The 22,401-nt window shown below is 64.2% G+C and carries 16 protein-coding genes and 1 tRNA gene; 8 read left to right on the top strand and 9 right to left on the bottom strand.

The window, feature by feature from the left end:
- The first annotated feature begins 66 nt into the window (after nucleotides 1-66).
- Genes G405_RS0108180 through G405_RS0108170 form a run of 3 tightly spaced genes read left to right on the top strand, consistent with a single transcriptional unit; the run spans nucleotide 67 to nucleotide 4,232 of the window.
- Nucleotides 67-723, top strand: coding sequence for an ABC transporter ATP-binding protein (locus G405_RS0108180; protein WP_022701030.1), 657 nt, complete (start codon nucleotides 67-69; stop codon nucleotides 721-723).
- Nucleotides 723-3,131, top strand: a complete 2,409-nt coding sequence (locus tag G405_RS0108175) for an FtsX-like permease family protein (protein ID WP_028284648.1) — start codon at nucleotides 723-725, stop codon at nucleotides 3,129-3,131. Before G405_RS0108180 ends, G405_RS0108175 begins: the two co-directional genes overlap by 1 nt.
- A 6-nt stretch (nucleotides 3,132-3,137) precedes the next feature.
- Entirely contained in the window at nucleotides 3,138-4,232 is a 1,095-nt protein-coding gene (locus G405_RS0108170) for a lipocalin-like domain-containing protein (protein ID WP_084683496.1), read from the top strand.
- Here G405_RS0108170 and G405_RS0108165 read toward each other — a convergent pair.
- The 5 genes from G405_RS0108165 to G405_RS15445 form a co-directional block, all read right to left on the bottom strand.
- Complete coding sequence (locus G405_RS0108165; RefSeq protein ID WP_022701027.1) at nucleotides 4,229-5,428, bottom strand: acetyl-CoA C-acyltransferase; 1,200 nt, start codon at nucleotides 5,426-5,428, stop codon at nucleotides 4,229-4,231. The genes G405_RS0108170 and G405_RS0108165 overlap by 4 nt on opposite strands.
- 13 nt (nucleotides 5,429-5,441) lie before the next feature.
- Nucleotides 5,442-6,668 carry an acetyl-CoA acetyltransferase gene (locus G405_RS0108160; RefSeq protein WP_022701026.1) on the bottom strand — a complete coding sequence of 409 codons (1,227 nt, stop codon included), beginning with the start codon at nucleotides 6,666-6,668 and terminating at the stop codon, nucleotides 5,442-5,444.
- A complete protein-coding gene (locus G405_RS0108155; protein WP_022701025.1) occupies nucleotides 6,665-8,374 on the bottom strand; it encodes a class I adenylate-forming enzyme family protein in 1,710 nt (569 codons plus the stop codon). The genes G405_RS0108160 and G405_RS0108155 overlap by 4 nt, the downstream gene beginning before the upstream one ends.
- 87 nt (nucleotides 8,375-8,461) lie before the next feature.
- Nucleotides 8,462-9,949 carry a carotenoid oxygenase family protein gene (locus G405_RS0108150; protein ID WP_022701024.1) on the bottom strand — a complete coding sequence of 496 codons (1,488 nt, stop codon included), beginning with the start codon at nucleotides 9,947-9,949 and terminating at the stop codon, nucleotides 8,462-8,464.
- A complete protein-coding gene (locus tag G405_RS15445; RefSeq protein WP_022701023.1) occupies nucleotides 9,930-10,904 on the bottom strand; it encodes an NAD(P)H-dependent flavin oxidoreductase in 975 nt (324 codons plus the stop codon). Before G405_RS15445 ends, G405_RS0108150 begins: the two co-directional genes overlap by 20 nt.
- A 164-nt stretch (nucleotides 10,905-11,068) precedes the next feature.
- Here G405_RS15445 and G405_RS0108140 point away from each other — a divergent pair, with 164 nt between their 5' ends.
- Complete coding sequence (locus G405_RS0108140; RefSeq protein WP_022701022.1) at nucleotides 11,069-12,013, top strand: winged helix-turn-helix transcriptional regulator; 945 nt, start codon at nucleotides 11,069-11,071, stop codon at nucleotides 12,011-12,013.
- Nucleotides 12,014-12,078: 65 nt separating this feature from the next.
- Here the strand turns inward: G405_RS0108140 and G405_RS15440 are convergent, their stop codons facing one another.
- Nucleotides 12,079-14,283, bottom strand: a complete 2,205-nt coding sequence (locus G405_RS15440; RefSeq protein WP_084683436.1) for a TonB-dependent receptor — start codon at nucleotides 14,281-14,283, stop codon at nucleotides 12,079-12,081.
- 126 nt (nucleotides 14,284-14,409) lie between these two features.
- Complete coding sequence (locus G405_RS15435; RefSeq protein WP_022701020.1) at nucleotides 14,410-16,104, bottom strand: aldehyde dehydrogenase family protein; 1,695 nt, start codon at nucleotides 16,102-16,104, stop codon at nucleotides 14,410-14,412.
- A 130-nt stretch (nucleotides 16,105-16,234) separates the two neighbouring features.
- On the opposite strand from G405_RS15435, the gene G405_RS0108125 reads away from it, so the two are divergent.
- The 3 genes from G405_RS0108125 to G405_RS16510 are packed head-to-tail and all read left to right on the top strand — an operon-like array spanning nucleotide 16,235 to nucleotide 19,382.
- Nucleotides 16,235-17,452, top strand: a complete 1,218-nt coding sequence (locus G405_RS0108125) for a thiolase family protein (RefSeq protein WP_022701019.1) — start codon at nucleotides 16,235-16,237, stop codon at nucleotides 17,450-17,452.
- Nucleotides 17,449-18,954: a class I adenylate-forming enzyme family protein gene (locus G405_RS15430; RefSeq protein ID WP_022701018.1), complete on the top strand. Its 1,506-nt coding sequence runs from the start codon at nucleotides 17,449-17,451 to the stop codon at nucleotides 18,952-18,954. The genes G405_RS0108125 and G405_RS15430 overlap by 4 nt, the downstream gene beginning before the upstream one ends.
- Nucleotides 18,951-19,382, top strand: a complete 432-nt coding sequence (locus G405_RS16510) for a PaaI family thioesterase (protein WP_022701017.1) — start codon at nucleotides 18,951-18,953, stop codon at nucleotides 19,380-19,382. Before G405_RS15430 ends, G405_RS16510 begins: the two co-directional genes overlap by 4 nt.
- A gap of 8 nt (nucleotides 19,383-19,390) precedes the next feature.
- Here the strand turns inward: G405_RS16510 and G405_RS0108110 are convergent.
- A tRNA-Ser gene (locus G405_RS0108110) sits at nucleotides 19,391-19,480 on the bottom strand.
- 195 nt (nucleotides 19,481-19,675) lie between these two features.
- Between G405_RS0108110 and G405_RS0108105 the strand changes: the two genes are divergently transcribed.
- Entirely contained in the window at nucleotides 19,676-20,359 is a 684-nt protein-coding gene (locus tag G405_RS0108105; RefSeq protein ID WP_022701016.1) for a tellurite resistance TerB family protein, read from the top strand.
- A gap of 32 nt (nucleotides 20,360-20,391) precedes the next feature.
- Here G405_RS0108105 and G405_RS15420 read toward each other — a convergent pair whose 3' ends face one another.
- The gene (locus tag G405_RS15420) at nucleotides 20,392-22,383 is read right to left on the bottom strand and encodes a methyl-accepting chemotaxis protein (protein ID WP_084683435.1); all 1,992 of its coding nucleotides are present in this window, start codon (nucleotides 22,381-22,383) and stop codon (nucleotides 20,392-20,394) included.
- Nucleotides 22,384-22,401 lie beyond the last annotated feature (18 nt).

Here is a 22,401-nt window from a genome sequence, read left to right as displayed (position 1 = left end):
ATCGCGTCCCGCTGTATCCGGGCGCAGTCTGGTCTATGTCAGTGCTAAACAAGATTTGGAGCGTCCATGCTGGTTCAGCTTGAAAATCTGGAAAAAGCCTATGGCGATGGCGCAGATCGCCAGCGCGTGCTGCGCGGCGTCAGCCTGGACCTTGATCGCGGCGAGAGCCTGGCGATCACGGGCGAGTCCGGCTCGGGCAAAAGCACGCTGCTGCACCTGATCGGCCTGCTGGATGCGCCGGACGCCGGCCAGATCATCCTTGACGGAGACATCGTCTCGACCCTGAACGACACGGGTCGCGCCCAGCGCCGCCGTGAACAGATCGGTCTCGTCTTTCAGCAATTCAATCTGGCGCCCTCCCTGACCGTCGCCAGCAATATCGCGCTGCAGGCCCGGCTCGCCCGGCGTTTCGACCCCGCCTGGACCGCCAATCTTGTCGAACGTCTGGGCTTGTCAGACTTCCAGGCGCGATATCCCGAACAGCTATCGGGCGGCCAGCAACAACGCGTCGCCGTCGCGCGCGCCCTGGCGGCCAAACCGATGCTCGTCCTGGCGGACGAACCCACCGGCAATCTCGATGAAGAGACCAGCGCCCGCGTGCTGACCTTGATGCTTGAGCTCTGCGCGGACGCCGGCACGGCGTTGATCATGGCCACGCACTCCCTGCAAGCGGCCGATCAGGCGTCGCGCCGCGTTCACCTGTCGCGGGGGCGGCTGTCGTGATCCGCACGGTTCTGCTGACGCTTGTGTCGCACTGGCGGCGCAAGCCCGGCCAGCTGGCGACCTTGCTGATCGGGCTGAGCCTCGCCACCGCGCTCTGGACCAGCGTTCAGGCGATCAACGCCGAAGCGCGCGCCAGCTATGACCAGGCCAGCGCGACATTGGGCGGCGGCGCGCTGATCGTGCTCACCGCCGAGACCGGCCCTCTTCCGCTCGACATCTGGGTTCGGCTGCGCCGGGACGGCTGGGCCGCCACCCCGGTCATCGAAGGGGTTCTGACCGTTGGAGAAGCGGCGCTGACGCTTCGGGGCGTGGAGCCCCTAAGCGCTGTGGGTCGGCAAGACGCCCCCATGGGCGGGGGCGGGATCGGGCTTGAGTTTCTGACAAGGCCGGGCGTTTTACTGGCCGCTCCGGAAACCGCCCGCCAGCTTGATGCGTCCGGGCTGGATTTGCCGCCTGTGGCCGCGCGCGCCGAAATCGCACGCGGGGAGATCATCACCGACATCGCCGTGGCGGCGCGATTGCTGGGGCGCGGCGATCAGATCGACGCCGTGCTGATTGATCCGGCCGCGCGTCCCGGACAGACGCCCTTGGCCGTGCTGGCGCCCGAGCTGAACAGCGCTACCCAAGCCCCGACCGGAGAGGTCTCGCGCCTGACCGGGAGTTTTCACCTCAACCTCACCGCTTTCGGCCTGTTATCCTTCGCCGTGGGATTGTTCATAGTCTACGCGGCGATCGGGCTGAGTTTCGAGCAACGGCGCGCCATGCTGAGAACGCTGCGCGCGCTCGGCGCGCCGGTCTCCACCCTGGTCGTCGCCCTTTTGATCGAGGTTATGGTCTTCGCGCTGATCGCCGGCGCCGCCGGCGTGGCGCTGGGCTATGGGGTGGCGAGCGCGCTCTTGCCCGACGTGGCCGCCACGCTGCGCGGCCTGTATGGCGCCAGCGTGCCCGGAGTGCTGACGATCCGGCCCGCATGGTGGCTGTCGGGTTTCGCCATCGCTGTGATCGGCGCTTTGGCAGCGACGGCGCAATCGCTTGTCAAAGCCGCGCGCCTGCCCTTGCTGGCGTCTGGACAACCGCGCGCCTGGGCTCTCGCTTCCGCCCGGTCCTACCAGGTCCAGGCTCTTAGCGCAGGGGCATGTTTCATCGCGGCCGCGATCCTGTCGACCCTCGCGTCAGGGGTGGTGGCGGGGTTCGCATTGATGGCGGGCTTGCTGTTTGGAGCGGCGCTCTTGCTGCCTCCGGCCCTGGCGCTGGCGCTCAGCGGCGCCCAGCGGCTGGTCCGCGGTCCTGTGGCGGAGTGGTTCATCGCCGACACACGCCAGCAACTGCCGGGACTTTCAATGGCGTTGATGGCGCTCATGCTGGCGCTGGCGGCGAATATCGGCGTCGGCACGATGGTGTCGAGCTTTCGTCTGACGTTCGAGGGCTGGCTCGACCAGCGCTTGGCGGCCGAGCTCTATGTCACCACACGCGACGACGCCCAGTCCGAGGCGGTTCGCGCGTTTCTGGAGACGTGCAGCGATGCGGTGCTGCCGATCTGGAGCGCCGACGCCAATATAGAGAACCAGCACGGCGAGGTGTTCGGGGTGGTCGATCACGCCACGTATCGGGATCACTGGCCGCTCTTGCTGTCAGCGCCGAACGCCTGGGATGTAGTGATGGCGGGCGAGGGGGTGTTGCTCAACGAGCAAAGCTGGCGGCGGTCGGGCCTTGAGTTGGGAGAGCCAGTGCGCGTTGGCGCCGGACCGGCTCTGCCGCTGGCCGGTGTGTACACCGATTACGGCAATCCCAACGCGCAAGCGATCATCGCTCTGGACCGGTTGACGGCGCGCTATGGCGATACGGTTTCGCGCCTGCGTTACGGCGTCCGGATCGCCCCCGATCAGGCCAGTGCGCTGAGCGAGGATCTCTTGGCCAGGTTTGACCTGCCCGCCAATGGCGTCATCGACCAGGCGAGCGTGAAACGCTTCTCATTGTCGGTGTTCGAGCGCACCTTCGCCATCACAGCCGCGCTCAATGTTTTGACGCTGTCGGTCGCCGCGTTCGCCATGTTCGCCAGCCTGACCACGCTGGCCGCCATGCGCCTGCCCCAGCTGGCTCCGCTCTGGGCGTTGGGCCTGACGCGCACCCGGCTCGCCCAGCTAGAGCTGTTGCGGGCGCTGGTGCTGGCGCTGCTGACCTTCCTGATCGCCCTGCCTACCGGGCTGGTTCTGGCCTGGGCGCTGTTGGCGGTGGTGAATGTGGAAGCGTTCGGCTGGCGGCTTCCCATGCATCTGTTCGCAGGCGATTGGCTGCGGCTGGCGGGTCTGGCGGCGCTGGCCGCCCTTCTGGCCGCCGCCTGGCCCGCGCGCGCGCTGGCGACGCGGTCGCCACGCGCCTTTTTGCAAACCTTCACCCAGGAGCGCTGAGCCATGATGCGCCCCCTCGCCATCGCCCTGACTCTCATCGCCGCCCTGACAGCCACGCTGACCAGCATCGCGTCCGGCCAGGGTTTCGCCGGTCTGGGCGCCGCCTCAGACGCGTTCGCAGCGCCGGAACCCGGCCGAGCGTTTGACTTTCCAGCCGATCACGGACCGCACCCCGACTACCGGATCGAGTGGTGGTATCTGACAGCCGTGCTCGAAGATGAGGACGGCGCGCAATACGGCGCGCAATGGACGCTGTTTCGCACCGCGCTGTCGCCGCTTGAAGGCGAAGGCTGGGAGTCGCCACAGCTGTGGATGGGCCATGCCGCCATCACCACCCCTGACGCGCATCACCATGCCGAACGCCTGGCGCGCGGCGGCTTGGGCGTCGCCGGCGTCGAGATCGCCCCTTTCCGCGCCCATATCGATGAATGGGCCATGCAGAGCGCTCCTCAAAGACTGGCGCCCGGAGCGGATGCGCTGTCCGCGCTCGATCTGAGCGCACGCGGCGAGGACTTCGCCTATGCGCTGGAGCTGGATGCAAATGGCCCGCTTGTGTTTCACGGCGAGGCGGGCTTTTCGGTCAAATCCGCCAGTGGTCAGGCGAGTTACTATTACTCCCAGCCCTTTTACGACGTCCGCGGAACGCTGCAGCTGCCGCACGGCGAGGTCACAGTCACCGGTCAGGCCTGGCTGGACCGCGAATACGCGTCCCAGCCCCTGGCCGAAACCCAGACAGGCTGGGACTGGGTCTCTCTGCACCTGGACACGGGTGAGAAGCTCATGGGCTTCCAGTTGCGTCAATCTGATGGCGCCGTCTACACCTCGGCCAGCTGGATTTCGCCCGACGGCGCGCTCACCGCGTTCGAGGACGGCGCCCTGACCCTCACCGCACTTGAAACGGCGCGCATTCGCGGACGCGACATACCCGTGCGCTGGCGCGTGCAGCTGCCGTCACGCGCACTGGATGTGGAGGTCACAGCCGTCAATCCATCGAGCTGGATGCCGACCCAGTTTCCCTATTGGGAAGGACCGGTGACGATCCGGGGCAGTCATGGCGGCCGCGGCTATCTGGAAATGACTGGATACGAACCAGACGACTAAAGCCGTTCTATCGCCATCGCCGCGCCGACGCCGGACCCTCCATGGGTGACGACCAGACCCAGCGCGCCATCCTGACGAGCGAGTCCAGAGAGCGCGGTTGCAGCGAGAATCGCTCCGGACGCGCCCATGGGATGGCCCATGGCCAGATGTCCGCCCTCCGGATTGACCCGATCCATGTCAGGCGCGTAATCGCGTTCGAATTTGAGCGGCGGGGCGGCGAACGCCTCCATGAACTCGATCCGGTCGAAATCAGAGAGCGACAGACCGGACTGGCTGAGCAAAGCGTCCATGGCGTCAAAACCCGACGTCAGCTGCAGCACTGGATCACCGGTCACCTCGCTGATCGCAAGAATACGCGCCTTGGGCTTCAGACCCGCAGCCTCTCCGGCCGCCTTCGACCCTATCAGTGCGAGCGCCGCGCCGTCGCAGGGCGGCGGACAGTTGGCGGCCGAGTGGACATGGCGGATCTCCGACACTTCAGGCCGGTTCTCCAGCATCAGGGCGTCAAAGCCTGTCGCGCCAAGACCTGTGAAGGCTGGCTCCATCTTCGCGAGCGTTTCAACAGTCGTGTCCGGTCGCACCGGCTCGTCATGATCAAGCACGACTTCTGCACTTGCCACGGGCACAATCTCTTCGAGTCGGCCGCGCTCGAACGCGGCGGCGGCGCGCTGATGAGAACGGGCCGTGACTGTGTCGAGATCGGCCTTCTGAAAGCCTTCCCGCGTCGCCATCAGATCGGCCGAGAGCGCCACGGGGACATAGCGCAGAGCGCGCGCAGTCTCGGGGTCGGCGTAGTAAAAAGCCTGATCGCCCATAAACGGCACCCGGCTCATCATCTCGACCCCGCCGGCAAGGCGCAGCCGGTCATCGCCCGCACTCCGCGCCTCGTCGGCCGCGATCCGTATTGCGGTCAGACCAGAGACGCAGAAATTGTTGATCGTCAGAGCGCGCATGCTGGCCGGCAAATCAGCATGCAAGCGGGAAACAAGAGCGAGATGACCGCCCTGGGCGCCGACCTGTCCGACGCTTCCAAGTATGAGCGAGGCCGCGCGCGCAACTTCATCACGCCCGTTGCGAGCGCCCAGAGCGTCGATCAGTTTTCCCACAAGCGCATGGGGCGTGTGGCTGGCCAGGGCTCCTGAGCTCTTCGCCTTGCCACGCGGCGTACGCACTGCGTCGTAAAGATAGATGTCCAAGCTTGGCGCTCCGTTAAGTTCCGATGATGAGACAGGCGCTTGCGGTGGTCGAACCGCCGACATTGAAGGTCGCCACCGTGCGCGCGCCATCCACCTGCATATCCCCGGCAGCGCCGCGCGTCTGAAGCGCCGCATCCAACGCCATGCGCACGCCGGTCGCCCCGACCGGATGACCGAGTCCGATCAGCCCGCCGGAGGGATTGAAAGGCAGCGTCCCGCCGTGTGCGACGGCGCCGTCTTCGATCGCTTTCCAGGCCTCGCCGGGCGCGGCCAATCCGAAATGCTCGATCGCCATGTATTCGGTGACCGAAAAACAGTCATGGGTCTCGACCGCGTCAAGCTCGGACGGGCCTGACAAGCCCGCCCGCCCATAGGCGTCGGTAATCGCCTTCCGGACCCAGGGGAACATATAGCCCTCTCCCCCGGCGCTCTCTTCGAGTTTGGACGCTAACAGGAGCGGCGCGGTGGTGTGGCCCCAGCCCCTGATCCGCGGCAGATCCTCAAGCGAGAGCCCCCGTTCAGACGCATACTCGCGCGCGACGTCTTCGGAGGCGAGAAAGATCACCGCCGCCCCGTCGGTAACCTGGCCGCAATCGGACTTGCGCATGCGGCCTTCGATGACGGGATTGGCCTCATCATCCTGGGAGAAGCTGTCCGGCCCGAAGGTCCAGTCTCGAGTCTGGGCGTTGGGGTTCTTCCTGGCGTTGTCGAAATTGATCCGCGAGATCTCGGCGAGATGCGCGGGGTCGAGCCCGTAGCGCCGGTCGTATTCTTCGGCGAGGTCAGAGAACATGGACGGCCATAGATAGCGCGCGCCCTGGGCTTCGCGCCCGGCCCAGGCCGCCGCGCCCAGATTCTCCGCCGCGACCTGACCTGGCACATTGCGCATCAGTTCAACACCAATCACCGCGGCCAGGCCGTACCGCCCCGCCTCGATATCGGCGCTGGCGGCAAAGATCGCCATTGATCCCGACGCGCAGGCTGCTTCGTGCCGGCTGGTCGGCAGGCCGGAGAAGGCCGGATGGATATGCGCCGCCATTCCGCCCAGCAGCCCCTGCCCGCAGAACAGCTCAGCAGCGAAATTGCCGATATGAATGACCTCGACCGCTTCAGCGTCGAGACGCGCGTCATCGAGCGCCCGCAAAGTGGTCTCGCTCATCAGCTCGAACAGGCCCTTGTTGTCGCGGGTCCAGTTCTTCGCAAAATCGCTCTGCGCGCCGCCGAGAATATAGACGCTCATGCTGGTTCCGCCTCCGCCATCTCCCGGAGTTTCCAGCGCAGAATCTTGTTCATGGCGTTGCGCGGCAGAGCCTCGACGAGCACGAGTTTCTCGGGAAGCTTGTATTTGGCGATGTCCTTGGCGGTGAGCCAGTCGATCACCTCTTCAAGGCTTGCTGTCTCACCATCCTTGACGACCACCGCCACCCAGATGCGCTCGCCCATGACTTCGTCAGGCATGCCGAACACCGCGGCCTCGACGATCTTGGGATGGCCATCGAGCAAGGTATCAAGTTCGGCGGCTGATACGTTGACCCCGCCCCGGATGATGATGTCCTTGGCGCGACCTTTGAAGACCAGAAAATTCTCGTCTTCCGGTGCGATCATGAACAAGTCTCCGGTACGGAAATAGCCCTCGGAATCAAAGACCTCGTCGCGCGCCTCACCCGTATCGCCGTAATAGCCCTCAAACACCGCCGGCCCTTTGACCAGCAACTCGCCCTCCTCGCCGGGCTGATCGACCGGTTTGCCTGTCTCCAGAGAGACCAGCTTGGTCTGCAAACGCTCATGCATGCGGTTCGAGAAATCAGCGCCGGGATGGCCGAAGCGCGGGAACCAGCTGGCCCGTTTGGCCGGCTCTGGAGCCTCCCGGGGGCCTGACGCCAGCGACACGCCCTCGTTCGAACCGAACAGGTTGACGATCTCCACACCGCGATCTTTCCAGCCCGCAACCATAAACTCCGATAGCGGGGCCGAACCCGACCCGATCACGCGCAGCTTGGACAGGTCGAACTGGTCCAAGAGATCGCCTTGCTTGAGCAGGAGGGTCAGCACGGCCGGGGGCGCAATGGTGGCGGTGATTTCTTCCTCGGCAAGCTGGGCTAAAAACACGGGCAGCTCGAAGGGGTGGTGAAGCACCAGCACCCCCCCGCTCAGAAGCCAGCTGGCGAACATGCCCCCAATAGCGGCCATATTGGTCAGCGGGAACGGGTTGAGCAGACGCTCGCCAGGCTGCACCGCCATCGCGTCAAAGGTCGCCGGCGCAATGGCGAGCCAGTGGTTATGAGACCGCGGCACGCCCTTGGGCGTTCCGGTCGTGCCTGAAGTCCAGGCGATGGTGAAGGCGTCGTTGGCCTCTCCCTCTTGCTTTGAGGCGGCGCCGAACACGCCCAGCGGCCCCTTTCGCAGAGAGACGGACGCAGCTTCGGCGTTCAGGTCCACAAGACCGTCCACCCCTGCATCCGGCCCGATGGCGAACACGATCACGCCGGCGCCTGCAACGTCACGGCAAGCTTTGGCGAGATGGCGGTCCTTGAACCGGCTCGCGGCGATCACGGCCTTGGGATTGACCGCCTTGATCACGTATCCCAGCTCATAGCCCGCGTATTGCACCGGCAGCGGCGAGACGACGACGCCGATTTTCGCCGCAGCGAGATACACTGCGACCGCCTCGACAATGTTAGGGCATTGCATGACCACGACGTCGGAACGCCGCAGCCCCGCCTGCGTGAAGACAGCGGCGTAGCGTTCGGTCAGGTCGGACAGCTGCCGCCAATCAAACCGTTTGGGGCTATCGCCGAGAAAGGTCTCGCGATCAGGCGGATCCACGGTCGCCGGGGCGCCGGGACGCGCCTTCGCCACCCGCGTAAAAAGGTCGTAGAACGTTTCCCGCCCCCACCATCCCTTCCGGGTATAGGCGGCGATCTTCTTGGCCGACGCGAGCTTCATCGCTGTCGTCTCCTCCCCTGTTCACACAAAAGCGCGCGCGGTCTTTTTTTGGTCTCTCGCCAGCCGCGCGGCCGTCTTGGCGGGTTGTCAGACCCAGCCCATCTCCGATCCCGGCACCCAGGTGGAGTGAAAGCCCGCCGGCACGCGCACAGGCAGCTTGACCCGCGCGATGGGGCCGGCCTCGATATCGGCGGCGTCGATGACATGGATTTCCGAGCGGCCCTCGGCTTCGTTTGACACGAAGCTGACGAGATAGCCGTCATCTTCCTCGCCCGTTCCGTTCAGGCGTGGAGCGAAGGGACTCTCCGAACCGTACCAGCCGTCTTCAAAGCGCAGGCTCTGCGATCGCCCGGTGCGGGTGTCGTATTTGATCAGGCCGTCAAACACCATGGTCTCGCGATCCGTCGGGATCGAGACATGGTAGGAATACCGCGAGGGCACGCCCTGAACGTCCATATTGATGGTCGGAAATTCCGCATTGCGGTCGTCGAGCCATTCTTCCTTGGTCTCGCCGGTCTTCAGATTAAACTTCCAGCGATGGAAACGCGCCTTGAGCAGCAAGAAGGCCATCATCCGCGCATACTGGCCGCGGCCGGGCTGACTGTCCGGACACGGATCGGTGACCCGGCACCCTTCCATGATCAGCCAGTCGCCGTCCTCATAGGCGTTGGTGACGTGATAGATGTATCCCGGTTCAGCCTCGAACCAGCGAACATCCTCAGCCGAGCCATAGCGCGGGATCACCGCGAAGCGCGAAGGAATGTCCTCGTAGAACGTCACCTTGTGCAGCCCGCGGGTCTTGAGAAGTTCAGGGTCCCAGAACAGCGGCAGGTCGTGCAAGATGGCGTAATTCTTCGACAGTGCCATGTCGTGGGGCAGGCGCGGGCCCGGCACGTCGATTTCCACCGTGCTCATCCGCCCGTCCGGGCTGACCACGTGATAGGTCATGTAAGGCGGCTTGGTGTTGTAGTCGAAGAAGAACATCTCACCCGTTTCCGGGTCGGTCTTGGCGTGCGCCGAAACCTGACGCTGGAGCTGACCGCCGAAGGTCTGCGGTCCAAGCGTCTCGCCGGTGGCCGGATCGATACGCACCGGAACCCCCGCCTGATACCAAAGCGCGAGCACCTCGCCATTATGAACGATGAGATCGGTGTTTGAGCTGTCCTTCAGCCAACCGTCAGAGCCCGCGCCGGGAGGCGCGTTCGGATCAGGGTGGCCCATGTAACCGGGCCATTGCTCGCGCCCGGCCTCTGCGTTCAGCTTGAAATGGTCGGTTTGCACATAGCGCGACCGATAGCTCGCCTTGCCGTCCTTGAAAGCGACGGTGTGCACCATGCCGTCGCCGTCAAACCAGTGATGCTTGGACGCCGGAGGGTAGGCCTGGTTGGGTCCGTTGCGCATATAGGCGCCGCACAGATCAGCCGGTATTTCGCCGATCACATCCAGGTCTTCAGCCGTGGTTTCGCTCTTCACAGGCGCATAGAGCCCCCGCAAATAGGGATTGTCCACATCGACCAGCCAGGCCGGAGCGTCACGCTCGAGGCGCGGAAAATCTTTACGGCTTGGGGCGTTCATGAGCTTGTCTCCTGTCTTGAAGCAAACCACCAAACGCAGGAACGTCGGCGGCGTATTCGTGTACGAGGCGCGCGATAATGTCTTTGACCGGCTCGATCGCGTTGACCGCGCCAACCCCCTGGCCGGCGGACCACACATCCTTCCAGCCCTTCAGGATTTTGGAGGGGTCATCGAACTGGACACGGCCTTTCTTGGGCAGGTCGTCCGGATCGAGTCCGGCCCTGCGCAGGCTCTCTTTCAGCCAGCTGGCCGGCACGCCCGTCATGCAGTCTGAGACCACCAGGTCGGTCGCGTCCGCAGCGACCACCATCGCCTTGTACGCGTCAGCCGCCAGGCTCTCCTCAGCCGGGATAAAAGCCGTGCCCATATAGGCGAGGTCGGCGCCCAGCGCCTCGACCGAAGCGACGCCGCGCCCGGTTGATATCGCCCCGCCGACCGCGATCGGGCCTTCGAAAAATCCGCGCACCGCTTCCACAAATGCATTGGCCGCGAGAAATCCGGTATGGCCGCCAGCACCGGACGAGACGAGGACAAGCCCGTCCGCGCCCGCCAGCGCGGCCTTGCGGGCGAACGCGACCGAGTTGACGTCAGCGAACACCGTGCCGCCATACCCGTGGACAGCCTCGACCACGCGCTGAGGCCCGCCCAGCGCAGTGATCACGAGCGGCGGGCGATAGGTTTTCACGAGCTCCAGCTCCGCCTCGAAGCGCGGATAGCTCGAATGGGTGATCATGTTGAACGCCCAGGGCGCATCGTCCGGGCCAAGGGCGCCGGAAATCTCGCTCATCCAGGCGTCAAGATCCTCGATGGTGCGGCAATTTGGACCGGGAAAGGCGCCGATCATCCCGGCCCTGCAGGCGTTGATCACAAGCGCCGGCCCGGAAATCAGGAACATCGGCGCGCACACCGCAGGCAGGCGCAGATTGCGCGTGAGCGTTTCAGATAGCCGCGTCATCGTCCTCTCCGCATCCGGTCCCGAACGGGCCAAACCGTGTGTCACTTTGTTAGTGAAACTCACCCTATAGACCGAGACCCTTGCTGACAAGAGGCGTAGAGCGCCACTTGTCGGCTCTGGCGTGATCGGGTCTATTCCCAACCATGCCAGTGACACTGAAAAGGATGATCCAGAACAATCCGGTCTCGCACGCCATCGACGTGGTCGGGGAAGCCTGGACCATGCTCATCCTGCGAGAGGCGTTTCGCGGCGTGCGCCAGTTCGAAGACTGGCTCTCGCGCCTCACCATCGCCCGCTCGGTGCTGGCGCGCCGCCTGAAGACCATGACGGAGGCCGGACTGCTCGAAGCCAGGCTCTATCAGACCCGGCCGGAGCGTTACGAATATCTACTCACGGAAATGGGCCGAGACCTGTTCGGCGTCGCGGTCATGCTGACGTTGTGGGAACAGGACTGGTCACCGCGCGCCGATCCAGCGCGCGCGGTCCGTTTCGTGCGCCGCTCCAGCGATGACGAAGTGCGTCCCATCATGTCCGGCGCCGACCCGACCCGGGCGCTCTCGCCCCATGACGTCATGCCCACGCCCGGACCGAACCCTGACTTCGCCCCCCGCATGAAGACGATGCGCCGCCGTCGCGTCCAGCCCGCCCAGCGCGGCGCGTCCGGGCCGATCGAGCTTGGTGTAGAATTGTTCGGGGATTATTGGACCAATCTGGTCCTCGCTGCGGCTTTCTACCGTATCCGGCGCTATGACGAGTTCCTCTCCAATCTGGACATATCCACCAGCGTTCTGGCGGACAGATTAAACGCCATGGTTGGCCACGGCATTTTGGAAAAGCGACGCTATCGCACCCGGCCCGAGCGCTTTGAGTATGTGCTGACCGAACGCGGCCTGGCGCTTTACCCGCTCGTGCTCGCTTTCTTCGCCTGGGGCCAGCGCTGGCTATGCCCGGAAGAAACAGCGCCGGTGATTCTGGTCGACCGCGTGAGCGGAGCGCCGGTCCTGCCACGCCTGACCGATGCGGTTACCGGCGAGGTGATCGATCCCCGCAGGGTCAGAGCCGCCCCCGCGCGCACGCATGCAGACCGCACCCGGGCGGCAAGCGGCTAGTCCAAACGAAACGGGCGCGAACCATTTCTGATTCGCGCCCGCCTCATCCCTACACGCTCCGCGGGTCAGCCGCCGAAGCGAACACGCAAGCTCGCGCCCCATGTGCGCGGCGGCGCGAACACATTAAAGCCGATCCCGTTGTTCTTGATGATATGAAGCGGGTAGGTCTCGTCGCCGAGATTCTTCGCCCACAGCGCGACTTCCCATCGCTCGTCATTGGGCTGCCAGGACAGCCGCGCGTCGACGGTCGAGTAAGAATCCACCAGCACTTCGGGATTATTCGACGGATCGAAGAAGTACTCGCCCGTATGCTGATAGTCCGTCCGCAGACGTGCATAGCCGGGTCCGATCGGCGCATCGAGCTGAGCGAACACGGTGTACTTGTTCTCCGGCGCCCGGGTGAGCTGATTGCCGTTATAGGGCAGAACACCGATTGCAGACTGGGCGTCGGACACATACTCCGCATCCAGATAGGCATAGGTGCCCCCGACCATGAAGTTATCGGTCAGGCGCGCCTGGGTCTCGATCTCGACACCGAAAATCTCGGCATCTGCGTTCGAGGTCACCAGCGCCAAGCCAAGCAGCTCGTAGACCTGCAGATCCTGGTAATCGGTGAAGAAGGCGGAGCCGTTCAGGATGAACCGGCCATTGTTCCAGTTGGTCTTCAACCCGATCTCGAAATTATCGAGGATCTCCGGATCTAGCGGCGTGCTTGCCTGGACCGCGTTCTGAGCCTGGCTGGGATACAGGCCCGACTTATAACCCCGGTCATAGCTGGCATAGGCGAGTATGTTGTCATTCGGACGCCAATCCGCAGCAAGACGCCAGGTCGGCTCGGTCCAGCTCTCTTCGCCGGTCACGCCGCCCGGAAAGGCCACCCCGAGCGGGGGCGGGCCGAGCGGAATCCCCGGAAAGGGACCGCCCGGCGTGTCATTGTCGATGCCCCGCGCAAGGATTTCCTTGGAATCCCAGGTCAAGCGCACACCGCCCGTCAGATTGACGGTTTCGGTTACGGGCCAGGTCATCTGGGCGAAACCTGCGACACTCTGATTGGTTGCGTTCTGGGTGAACGTCACGTCTCCGCCGACAAAAGACGGGAAGGGCGGCAGAGCGTCCACCACGAAGTTCTCGGAGCGGTTCACGTCCTCGTGGAAGAGGAACAGTCCCGCCACCCATGACACGCCGGAATCGTTATTCGACGTAAAGCGGAACTCCTGAGTGAACTGGTCTGAATCCTCGTCGGCCCGGTCTTCGACCAGCAGAACATAAGGCGGCGTGGGCAGACCGCCGAGATCGTCGAACCAGGAGAAATCTGTCGCCCGCCAGCTCGACAGAGAGGTGAACGTGAACGCGTCACGTTCGACATCGAACCGGGCCTGGGCGCCGTAAGTGTTGCGCTCCTGGAACGTGTTTGGACTGGAGAAGCTCTCGCGTTCGTCAAGACCGCTGCGCAAGGCGCCGATCAGGGCCACAAGCGGCGGAGCGGTGTTTGGACCGGCGACCGGAATGCGCGCCTGACCATCCGTCTCGTCGCGAGAGACGTCGATCTGGAACAATCCGCTCACCGGACCATTCTCGAAACTGATCGCGCCACGTCCACCGATCGTTCTGGCGCCTTGCAGGTCCTGGCCGGTCACTGCGTTTTCTGCATAGCCGGCATGGTCGTGGTAGAGCAGAGCGATACGTCCCGCCACGCCCTCACCGATTGCGCCATTGGCCACACCTGTGAGCTGGATGTCCTCGTACTCGCCATATCCGACGGTCACTTCGGTGAAAGGATCGTCGCCGTCGGGCTTGGCGGTGATGATGTTGACCGCACCGCCCGCTGCATTCCGACCATAGAGCGTGCCTTGCGGTCCGCGCAGAACCTCGACGCGCTCCAGATCAAAGAAGCTGATCGCCCCGCCGCCGGCGCGTCCGATATAGACTTCATCGATGGAGACCGCGACAGAAGGGTCGCCCGCAGCGCTGTCAGACGTCGAGCCCACGCCGCGGATATAAAGCTGGGGCTCGCCGATATTGAATTCGCTCATGGTGAAGCCGGGCGTACGGTCGGCTATGCCCCCAATCCCCTCGATCGCGCTGCCGCGCAGCGCCTCTTCGTCGAACGCGCTGACCGCAATCGGCACGTCCTGAATGGATTGGGCCCGACGCTGGGCCGTAATGGTGATGATGTCTGAGCTTTCGACCTGGGCCAGAGCGACCTCTCCGGCCAAAAGCGAGAGAACGAGCGCGGACGCGCCCATTAAGGCGTTGCTGCGATGAGCCATTGTGTTTCCTCCCCTGCTGACCCGCCTGTTTTTCTTTGTCCGGCGGACATGCAGGGAGGATGATAACTTCAATAAACAAACTGACTCAAGGCGACTTTTATAGTGATACTGACTTGGGTGGTCGATTCACCCTGCCTTTCGGCGCGTTTGCACCACCCGGAAACGCGGCGCGACGAAGGCGAGATCGGTCAGGCTGGCGTTGCCGGCCGGGTTCAGTCCGGTGACGTGATAGTCTGAATAGGCCGCCATGAAATTGACCGGCATGCCGCCGTCTATGTTCACGCTGACCGAGGCGCCGGCCGCGATGTAAGCGGGCAGAGCCTTCTCAATGAAGTCCTCATCGGTCGAGTAAAGATACGAAGAGATCGCGCCGCGGCTCCGGGCCTGGCGAGTGGCGCGTTCCACACCCTCCTCGGCGGTCTCGACCGGGATGACGAAACCGATCGGGCCAAAACGCTCCTCCCCGTAGAAATCCTCGTTGTCAGGCTCGCTTTCGATGAGGACCGGGCTGCACGTGCGCGCATCAGGGTAATCGGGATTGGCGACCGGAGAGGCGCGGCGCAGAATCCGCCCCTCGCGTTCACCGCGTGCGGTCATCTCCTCGACATTGCCAAGCGTGCTTTCAGCCTGAACCGTGGCGCAAACAGCCGAACCGGTGGCGTTGTCGCCGGCAATCCGGTCAATGGCCGAGACAAGGATCTGCACTGCCTCCTCATAGGCGATGACCCGGTCGCCGGATCGCACGCCGGAGCGGGGTATGAAATAGTTCTGCGGGGCGGTGCACATCTGACTTGAGAACGAACTCATGGCGCGCACCACCGCGCCTGCGGCCTTTTCAAAATCCTGCGCCGAGTGAAACACCACAGAATTGCAGCCTGCCGTCTCGGTGAAGACCAGACGGTCCCCGGCGTTCTGTTCGATCCAGGTCCCGAATCGCTGAGAGCCGGTATAGTCGATGATCCGGCAATCGGGATGTGAGATCAGCTCCTTGGTCACCGGATGATCCGGGCTGTCCGTCGCGAGCAGGACAAGATTGGGATCAAAACCTGCGCGCTCCAGCACCCGGCGGCAAGTCGCGACCGCCATTGCAGTGGGCAGGATGGAGCTGGGGTGAGGTTTGAGGATCGCCGCGTTGCCGGTCATCAAATTGGCCGTCAGAGCCGGATAGGCGTTCCACAACGGAAAGGTCGCGCAGCACACGATGGCGGCGGGGCCAAGCGGGACCCGGTGATACCGCTTGTCCAGCGTGACCGGCTCCGGATCCAGAAAGCGCTTGGTCCAGCGCGCCGTATCGGGCACGTCCATCTGGGCCTTATAGCCATAGACCAGCGCCTCGAGCCCGCGGTCCAGTGCGTTGGCGCCCGACCCGGAGAACGCCATGACGAACCCCTGCCCGGCTGTGTGCATGGTGGCGTGTGCGGTCTCGAACGTGTCCTTCTCTAGCTCGAACAGCATTTCAATCAGCACATCCGCACGTGTATCCGGGCTCGTTGCGGCCCAGCTCCCCATGGCGGCGCGCGCCGCCTTGATCAGCGCATCCGGATCACAACGCAGATAGTCAATGCCCAGCGGTTTGCGCGTGTAAGGTGATATCTCCGCCTCACCCACCCGGCCAATCTCGCCAGGCTGGTCGAGTTCAAAGGGTTTCCCCAGCCGCGCCTGAAACCGCTCCTCGCCAAGTCGCGGCGCCGCCTCGCCGTGCAACTTTTTCGATGGGCTTTCCTTGAAGGGGCTGAACTGGTCTCGAAGCCGGACCGCCTCCAGAGCAGCTTCGAGGACCTTGCGGCGATCTGAGCGCGTCTGAGTGGCGGGTGCGGTCATTTAAGGTCTCTCCGGTCAGGCTGAAGGCGCCGCAAGTCACGGCGTTTGCACTTGTAAGCCAATAGAGTATCGTTATCAAAGTTACTTGCGCAAGGGTGACTCCGCGCGCTTAACCAGATCGGGAGACGACATGAAGATCGCAGTGGCGGGCGTGGGCATGACGGCGCTTGGCAAACATGAAGCCCGGTCAATCAAGGACCTGGTGCGCGAAGCGGTCCTAGCGGCGCTGACCGATGCGGGGGTCGCGACGGGCCAGATCGAGGCGGCGCTGTTCTCAAACACGCGACAGCCCATCCTTGAGGGACAGAACGCTGTTCGCGGACAAATCGCGCTCGCCCCGCTCGGGCTCGATACGATCCCGATCGTCAATGTAGAGAACGCGTGCGCCTCGGGCTCCTCGGCCGTGGCGATGGGCGCGGACATGATCCGGGCCGGACGCGCACAGACCGTTCTGGTCGTGGGCGCCGAGAAGATGGTCTATCGCGACCGCGACGAGCTGGTGATGAAGGCGTTCCGCGGCGGAACCGATGTGGAGCGCATTGAGGAGACCGCCGCACGCATGGCGGCTTGCGGCGCAACGCTCCTGCCTGCGGATTATACGCCCGCGACCCGGCGCAGCTTCTTCATGGATATTTACGCCGGGCTGGCGCGGCTCCACATGGAACGCTTCGGCACAACGCCTGAGCAAATCGCTTACGCCGCCGCGAAAAACCATACCAACGCCGTGCGCAATCCGCGCGCCCAGTATGGGGGCGAGACCAGCCCCGCCCAGGTGCTGGCCGACAAACCGGTTGTCTGGCCGCTGACCCGTCTGATGTGCGCGCCCATATCTGATGGCGCAGCGGCGCTTGTCCTGCGCCCGGCGCGTGAAGCTGGTCAACGCGGCGTCACACTGGCCGGGACGGGCTGGACCAGCGCTTCGGACCGGACGCTGGAGGATTACGACAATCATCTGGGCCGCCGCGCCGCGCTCAAGGCCTATGAGGCGGCGGGCATTGGACCCGAAGAGATCGATCTCGCCGAAGTGCACGACGCTACAAGCTTCGCCGAACTTCTTCAGATTGAAAACCTGGGGCTGTGTCCGCGCGGTGAAGGCGGGGCGTTCACCGCTTCCGGCGCCACCGCTCGCAACGGACGGATTCCCGTCAACGTCTCCGGCGGTCTCGTCGCCAAAGGCCATCCGGTCGGCGCCACAGGCGTGGTCCAGATCTGCGAGCTGGTCGAGCAATTGCGCGGGGAGGCCGGCGCCCTTCAGGTCGAAGGCGCGCGCGTCGCCGTCGCCGAGAATGGCGGGGGCTTTCTCGGCGTCGAGGAGGCCGCAACGCTCGTAACGGTGCTGACGCGATGAGTCTGGACCTCAATTCCGCTCCCGTCGCCGACGCCATCGACCGGCTCGGCCGCAATCCCGACCGCATCTCGACGACCTGCTATGATGCTGATGCGCGCAAGATCTCCGAGATCACCGCGGGAGACCTGTTGATTGCTGCGCGTTCCGCTGCAGCCATTATCGACCAGCGCACGCCCAAAGGTGGCCGCGTCGCGATCGCAGCGGGCAACTCGATCGACCATCTCTGCGTCTGGCTTGGCGTGCAGATCTCTGGCCGAATCTGGGTCCCTCTTGGGCTGTCGAACGGGCCTGAAGCCACGGCGCACGCCCTGTCGCTCGCGCGCCCAGACCTTGTCTGCGCCGACCCGGCCGGAGCGCGCCTTCTTGAAACGGCGGGCGCAGAGAACCCGCTCGCGCTTGACGCGCTGGGCGCGGACACGGCGCGCTTCGAAGCGCTGTACGCCAGCGGCGCGCAAACCATGGCGATCAAGTTCACGGGCGGCTCGACCGGCCGTCCCAAAGCCGTCGTCCAGTCGTGTCGCTCGGTCATGGCCAACCGAATCAACATGGCTGACCGGTTCCCGCTCGCCTCTGATGACGTTGTCCTGGCCAGCGCGCCGCTCACCCATGGCTCTTCGCACTTCATCCTGCCCGCCCTCGCCGCTGGCGCGCGCCTGGTGCTGGTTGATCGCGCATCTCCGGCCGCGCTCGCCCGGATCATGGCCAAAGAAGGCGTGACCACCGGTTTCACGGCGCCCACAGCCATCCAGCGCCTCGCCGCCGCGCTGGCGGAAAGCGGAACGCAGCTTCATGCGCTGCGCCGACTGATCTATGGCGCGGCTCCCTTTCCTGTCCCGGCCCTCATCCGCGCGCAGGAAACGCTGGGCCCGCGCATCGCCGGACTGTACGGACAGACGGAAGCTCCAATGACCATTACGACGATCAGCGAGACCGAGCTCGCCAATCCCGAGCTGCAGACCAGCGTCGGGCGCCCGGCGCCGCTCAGCCAGGTGACGATCCTTGGTCCCGGCGGCGAAACGCTCGCCCCCGGAGAAACCGGAGAGATCACCCTGGCCGGCCCACTGATCATGGACGGCTATCTCGGGGATCCGGAAAAAACCGCCGAAACAATCCGGGACGGACGGCTTCACACCGGCGATCTCGGACAGATGGATGAACAAGGCCGGCTCTTTATAACAGGCCGGGCGAGCGAGCTTATCATCTCAGGCGGGTTCAATGTCTTTCCATCAGAGGTCGAAGCCGCGCTTCTGGCGACCGGCGCGGTCGGCGAAGCGTGCGTCTTCGGCGCTCAAGACCTCGACTGGGGCGAGCGGGTCGAGGCCGCCGTGACTGCGCCTGCGGCAGGTCGCGTCGATGTCGACGCCCTGCGCGCCGCCGTGCGGGAACGACTGGGCCCGGTCAAGACACCCAAGCGCATCCATGTGCTCGACGCACTCCCCCGCAATGGACTGGGCAAGCTGATGCGAACCGATCTTGTACGGCAGTTTTCGGAGACGTCATGAGCCTGGACATCCGCCTGGCCGCGATGCGCACCGAGCTCGACGGGGCTGTCAGCCGCGACACCTTCTGGGCGAAACTGCAGGCCCGGATCGCCATTCTGGAAGAAGACCGCGCCGTGCTCGAACTCGCCCCCGCTGCGAGCCGGTGCAATCTCGCCGGCGTCGTGCATGGCGGAGAGAGCGCAGCCATGCTCGACCAGGCGTGCGGTCTCGCAGCCAACGCCACGGCAGAGGGCCGCTGGGTGACCGGCAAGGCCGAGCTGGTGTATCGCGCCCCGGTCCCGGGACAGGCTGCGCTCATCTGCGAAGCGCGTGTGGCGAACCGCAGAGGTCGCCAGGCGGTCGTAAAGGGAGAAATCCGCACCGCCGAGGGCGATTGCGCCCTGGTCACAGCGCGCATGACCTTCGTTCGCCTGCGCGACCAGCCATGAAAAAGGAATGGCGGTGAGGGTGGGATTCGAACCCACGAGACGGTTACCCGCCTACACGCGTTCCAGGCGTGCGCCTTCGACCACTCGGCCACCTCACCGTAAGGCGGCGGAAAGTACCCAATACACCGCGCCAGTCAAGGACCTAACGCTGCTGTGTGTGCGTGAAAAACCGGTCACGGCTTCTTGCGCCAGAATGGCGGTCTTCCCAATTGCTCAAAGGCGCATATTTCAATCTCAAACGGACGGACGGCGAGACGCCGCGCCGACCCCTCCAACCGACGCAAAGGTCCGCCATGTTTGACGTGAACAAAATCATCACCGCCCTCCAGACTGACCCCAACGCGCAGCGCACGGCGCTGGCGGGCGGCGGCGGCGTCGCAGCGGGCTTCGCCGCCTCCATGCTGATGGGCAAGTCCGGGCGCAAGATGATGGGCAAAGCGGCCAAATACGGCGCCGTCGCCGCTATTGGCGGCCTCGCCTATCACGCTTGGCAGAAGAGCCAGCAAAACAAGCAAGGCCAGGCCGCAGCGCCCGCCACTCAGGCATCAGCCCAGGACGCAGAGTTCACGCCGGCCCCGGAGAACTCCGCCTTCCTGCCCGCCCCGTCCGACGAAGCGGCGGTCGATCAGCTCGGCAAGGCGCTGGTGCGCGCCATGATCGCGGCGGCCAAGGCGGATGGCAAGGTCGACGCCGAAGAGAAAGAGGCGATTTTCGCGCGCCTGAACGCCATGGATCTGAGCGCGGAAGACAAGGCGTTCGTGTTTGACGAATTGTCAGCGCCGTTCGACATCAATGCGGTCGTCGCCGCTGCGGATACGCCCGAACACGCCGCCGAGATTTACGCCGCGTCGCTGGTGGCGATCGAGATCGACACCCCCGCCGAGCGCGCCTATCTGCAAATGCTGGCGGCGCGGCTGGAGCTCGACCCCGATCTGGTCAACGAAATCCATAAGGCTGCAGACGCCCAGCCTGCCTGAGTTCCGGCATCTGATGGCCTGCCACCAGGCGATCAGACCGCCTGAGCCTTTGGCTGCCCCTCGTCCTCATCCTCACGCGTGACCGCCGACAGAAAATCGGCGACTGCTGTGCGTAGCTGGTCCGCCTGACGGGACAGCTCCGAGGCCGACACAAGGACCTGTGATGCTGAAGCGCTGGAATCCGACGCCTCACGCATAACCTCGTCAATGGACGCGCTCACAGTGTCTGTGGACCGTGAAGCTTCGCTCGAATTTTGAGCGATCTCCCGGGTGGAGGCGCCTTGCTCCTCCACGCCCGCGGCGATGATGGAACTGGCTTCGTTCAGCTTTTCGATGGTGTCCTGAATAACATCGATGGACTGAACAGATGCGGCTGTGGAGGCCTGGATTTCGCCGATTTGCTCGGCGATCTCGGTGGTCGCCTGAGCAGTCTGATCAGCCAGGGTCTTCACTTCATCGGCCACAACGGCAAAGCCCTTACCCGCCTCACCTGCCCGCGCGGCCTCGATCGTAGCGTTCAGCGCCAACAAATTGGTTTGCTCGGCGATTTGCTTGATCAATGTGACGATATCGCCAATTTTCTGTGCTGAATCAGCCAGCTCGCCGACTTTCCCGGATGTTTCACGCGTCTCCGAGCTGGCCTTGTCGGCCATTTCACTGGACCTGGAGACCTGGGCGCTGATCTCATTGACCGATGCAGCAAGCTCTTCAGCTGCGGCGGCGACCGCCTGTACGTTGGCGGAAGCCTCGGTCGATGATGAAGAGACAGTCCCGGCCGTCTCGGAGGTCTTTTTCGCAGATGACGTCAACGCCTGAGCGGCCTGCTCCAGCTGCTTGGATGCGGCGGCGACAGTTTCAACGATTGAACCCACTGCGCTTTCAAACTCTGCGGCCAGATTGCGCATCATTCGGCGGCGCTCTTCACGCGCTCGGGATTCGCGTTCCTGTTCAGCAGCATGCTCGGCTTCAGCCTTGGCCTTGGCGTTCGCCTGGATCTCAGTGACTGCGACGGCGAGATCGCCGATCTCATCTTTCCGATCGCTCCCATAGACATCGACATCCGTCTGACCGCGCGCGATGGCTTGCAGGGAGCCGTTAAAGGCGACCAGAGGGCGGGCGATCGACCGGTTGAGCAACCACGCCAAACCAAACCCGGCCAATACGATCAGAACTGACAAGGTGCTGAAAACCGTCAGAAGACGGGTATGACTGGCGTCCAGAGCACTGCGATCCAGAGCTATGGTGACCACGCCGATCACCGCCCCATCGAAATCCCTGAGTGGGAAGATGCGCAGCGAAAAGGGCGTATCATTCATAACCACGCGCGGAATAACCACCGGGTTCACGAGCCCGTTGTTCAGAGCCGACATGTCAAATTCAAACGTTTGCGGGAAGGAGGATCCGACCAGTTGCATCCCGCTCTCGGTCACTCTGTGCACCGCGGCTTGCGTGCCCGTCCGACTGGTGTGCGCAGCCAGGAAGTCGTCGCCCATGCGCAAGCCCATCTCCACAGTACCGAGATGACGCGCCCCATCAAAGACGGGCTGCACTCCACGGATGCCGAGACCTGCCACCCCGACTTCAATGCCGCTCACCGTCTCGCGCCGTTCATTGGCCTCAACGACTGTTTGTCTGAATGAAGACAGATCATCGCCAAATCGCTCAGGCCGATGCACGCGCAAAAATGAGGTGGCGGGGGGCAGATGATATTGAAATTGCGCGACACCCTCGGCGCTGACCGCCTCAAACGCCGGAACGACAATGGTCGCCAATGTTTCGCGATCATTCGCAGCGAAGGCGTCAATGACAGGGGGAAGAGCGCCAGCAAGACGCGCCATGCTGGAGGCGCGGCGCGCTTCAGCTTCTATGGAGCCTTCAATGCTGATCGCCTCCGCCTGGAGGCGCGTATTGATGCTCGTGTCCCGCAAACCGTTTGCAAACCAGATTGTTACGCCAAAACAGGCCGCGGCCGCCAGCGCCATTCCAGCGCAAATTCCGATCAGGAGCTGTGTCTGCAGGCGCATTCTCTATCCCTCGCTCAG

It is taken from the genome of Oceanicaulis alexandrii DSM 11625 (assembly GCF_000420265.1).
Lineage (GTDB): Bacteria > Pseudomonadota > Alphaproteobacteria > Caulobacterales > Maricaulaceae > Oceanicaulis > Oceanicaulis alexandrii.
Note: the sequence above shows the minus strand (reverse complement) of the source record. Positions and strands in the feature narration are given on the sequence as shown.

Excerpts from the sequence above, each read along its gene's own strand:
- G405_RS0108125 (WP_022701019.1), top strand. The coding sequence starts at position 16,235 with ATGAAGATCGCAGTGGCGGGCGTGGGCATGACGGCGCTTGGCAAACAT.
- G405_RS0108105 (WP_022701016.1), top strand. The coding sequence starts at position 19,676 with ATGTTTGACGTGAACAAAATCATCACCGCCCTCCAGACTGACCCCAAC.
- G405_RS15430 (WP_022701018.1), top strand. The coding sequence starts at position 17,449 with ATGAGTCTGGACCTCAATTCCGCTCCCGTCGCCGACGCCATCGACCGG.
- G405_RS16510 (WP_022701017.1), top strand. The coding sequence starts at position 18,951 with ATGAGCCTGGACATCCGCCTGGCCGCGATGCGCACCGAGCTCGACGGG.
- G405_RS15440 (WP_084683436.1), bottom strand. The coding sequence starts at position 14,283 with ATGGCTCATCGCAGCAACGCCTTAATGGGCGCGTCCGCGCTCGTTCTC.
- G405_RS0108155 (WP_022701025.1), bottom strand. The coding sequence starts at position 8,374 with ATGAAGCTCGCGTCGGCCAAGAAGATCGCCGCCTATACCCGGAAGGGA.
- G405_RS0108150 (WP_022701024.1), bottom strand. The coding sequence starts at position 9,949 with ATGAACGCCCCAAGCCGTAAAGATTTTCCGCGCCTCGAGCGTGACGCT.
- G405_RS0108160 (WP_022701026.1), bottom strand. The coding sequence starts at position 6,668 with ATGAGCGTCTATATTCTCGGCGGCGCGCAGAGCGATTTTGCGAAGAAC.
- G405_RS0108140 (WP_022701022.1), top strand. The coding sequence starts at position 11,069 with ATGATCCAGAACAATCCGGTCTCGCACGCCATCGACGTGGTCGGGGAA.
- G405_RS0108170 (WP_084683496.1), top strand. The coding sequence starts at position 3,138 with ATGCGCCCCCTCGCCATCGCCCTGACTCTCATCGCCGCCCTGACAGCC.
- G405_RS15435 (WP_022701020.1), bottom strand. The coding sequence starts at position 16,104 with ATGACCGCACCCGCCACTCAGACGCGCTCAGATCGCCGCAAGGTCCTC.
- G405_RS0108180 (WP_022701030.1), top strand. The coding sequence starts at position 67 with ATGCTGGTTCAGCTTGAAAATCTGGAAAAAGCCTATGGCGATGGCGCA.
- G405_RS15445 (WP_022701023.1), bottom strand. The coding sequence starts at position 10,904 with ATGACGCGGCTATCTGAAACGCTCACGCGCAATCTGCGCCTGCCTGCG.
- G405_RS15420 (WP_084683435.1), bottom strand. The coding sequence starts at position 22,383 with ATGCGCCTGCAGACACAGCTCCTGATCGGAATTTGCGCTGGAATGGCG.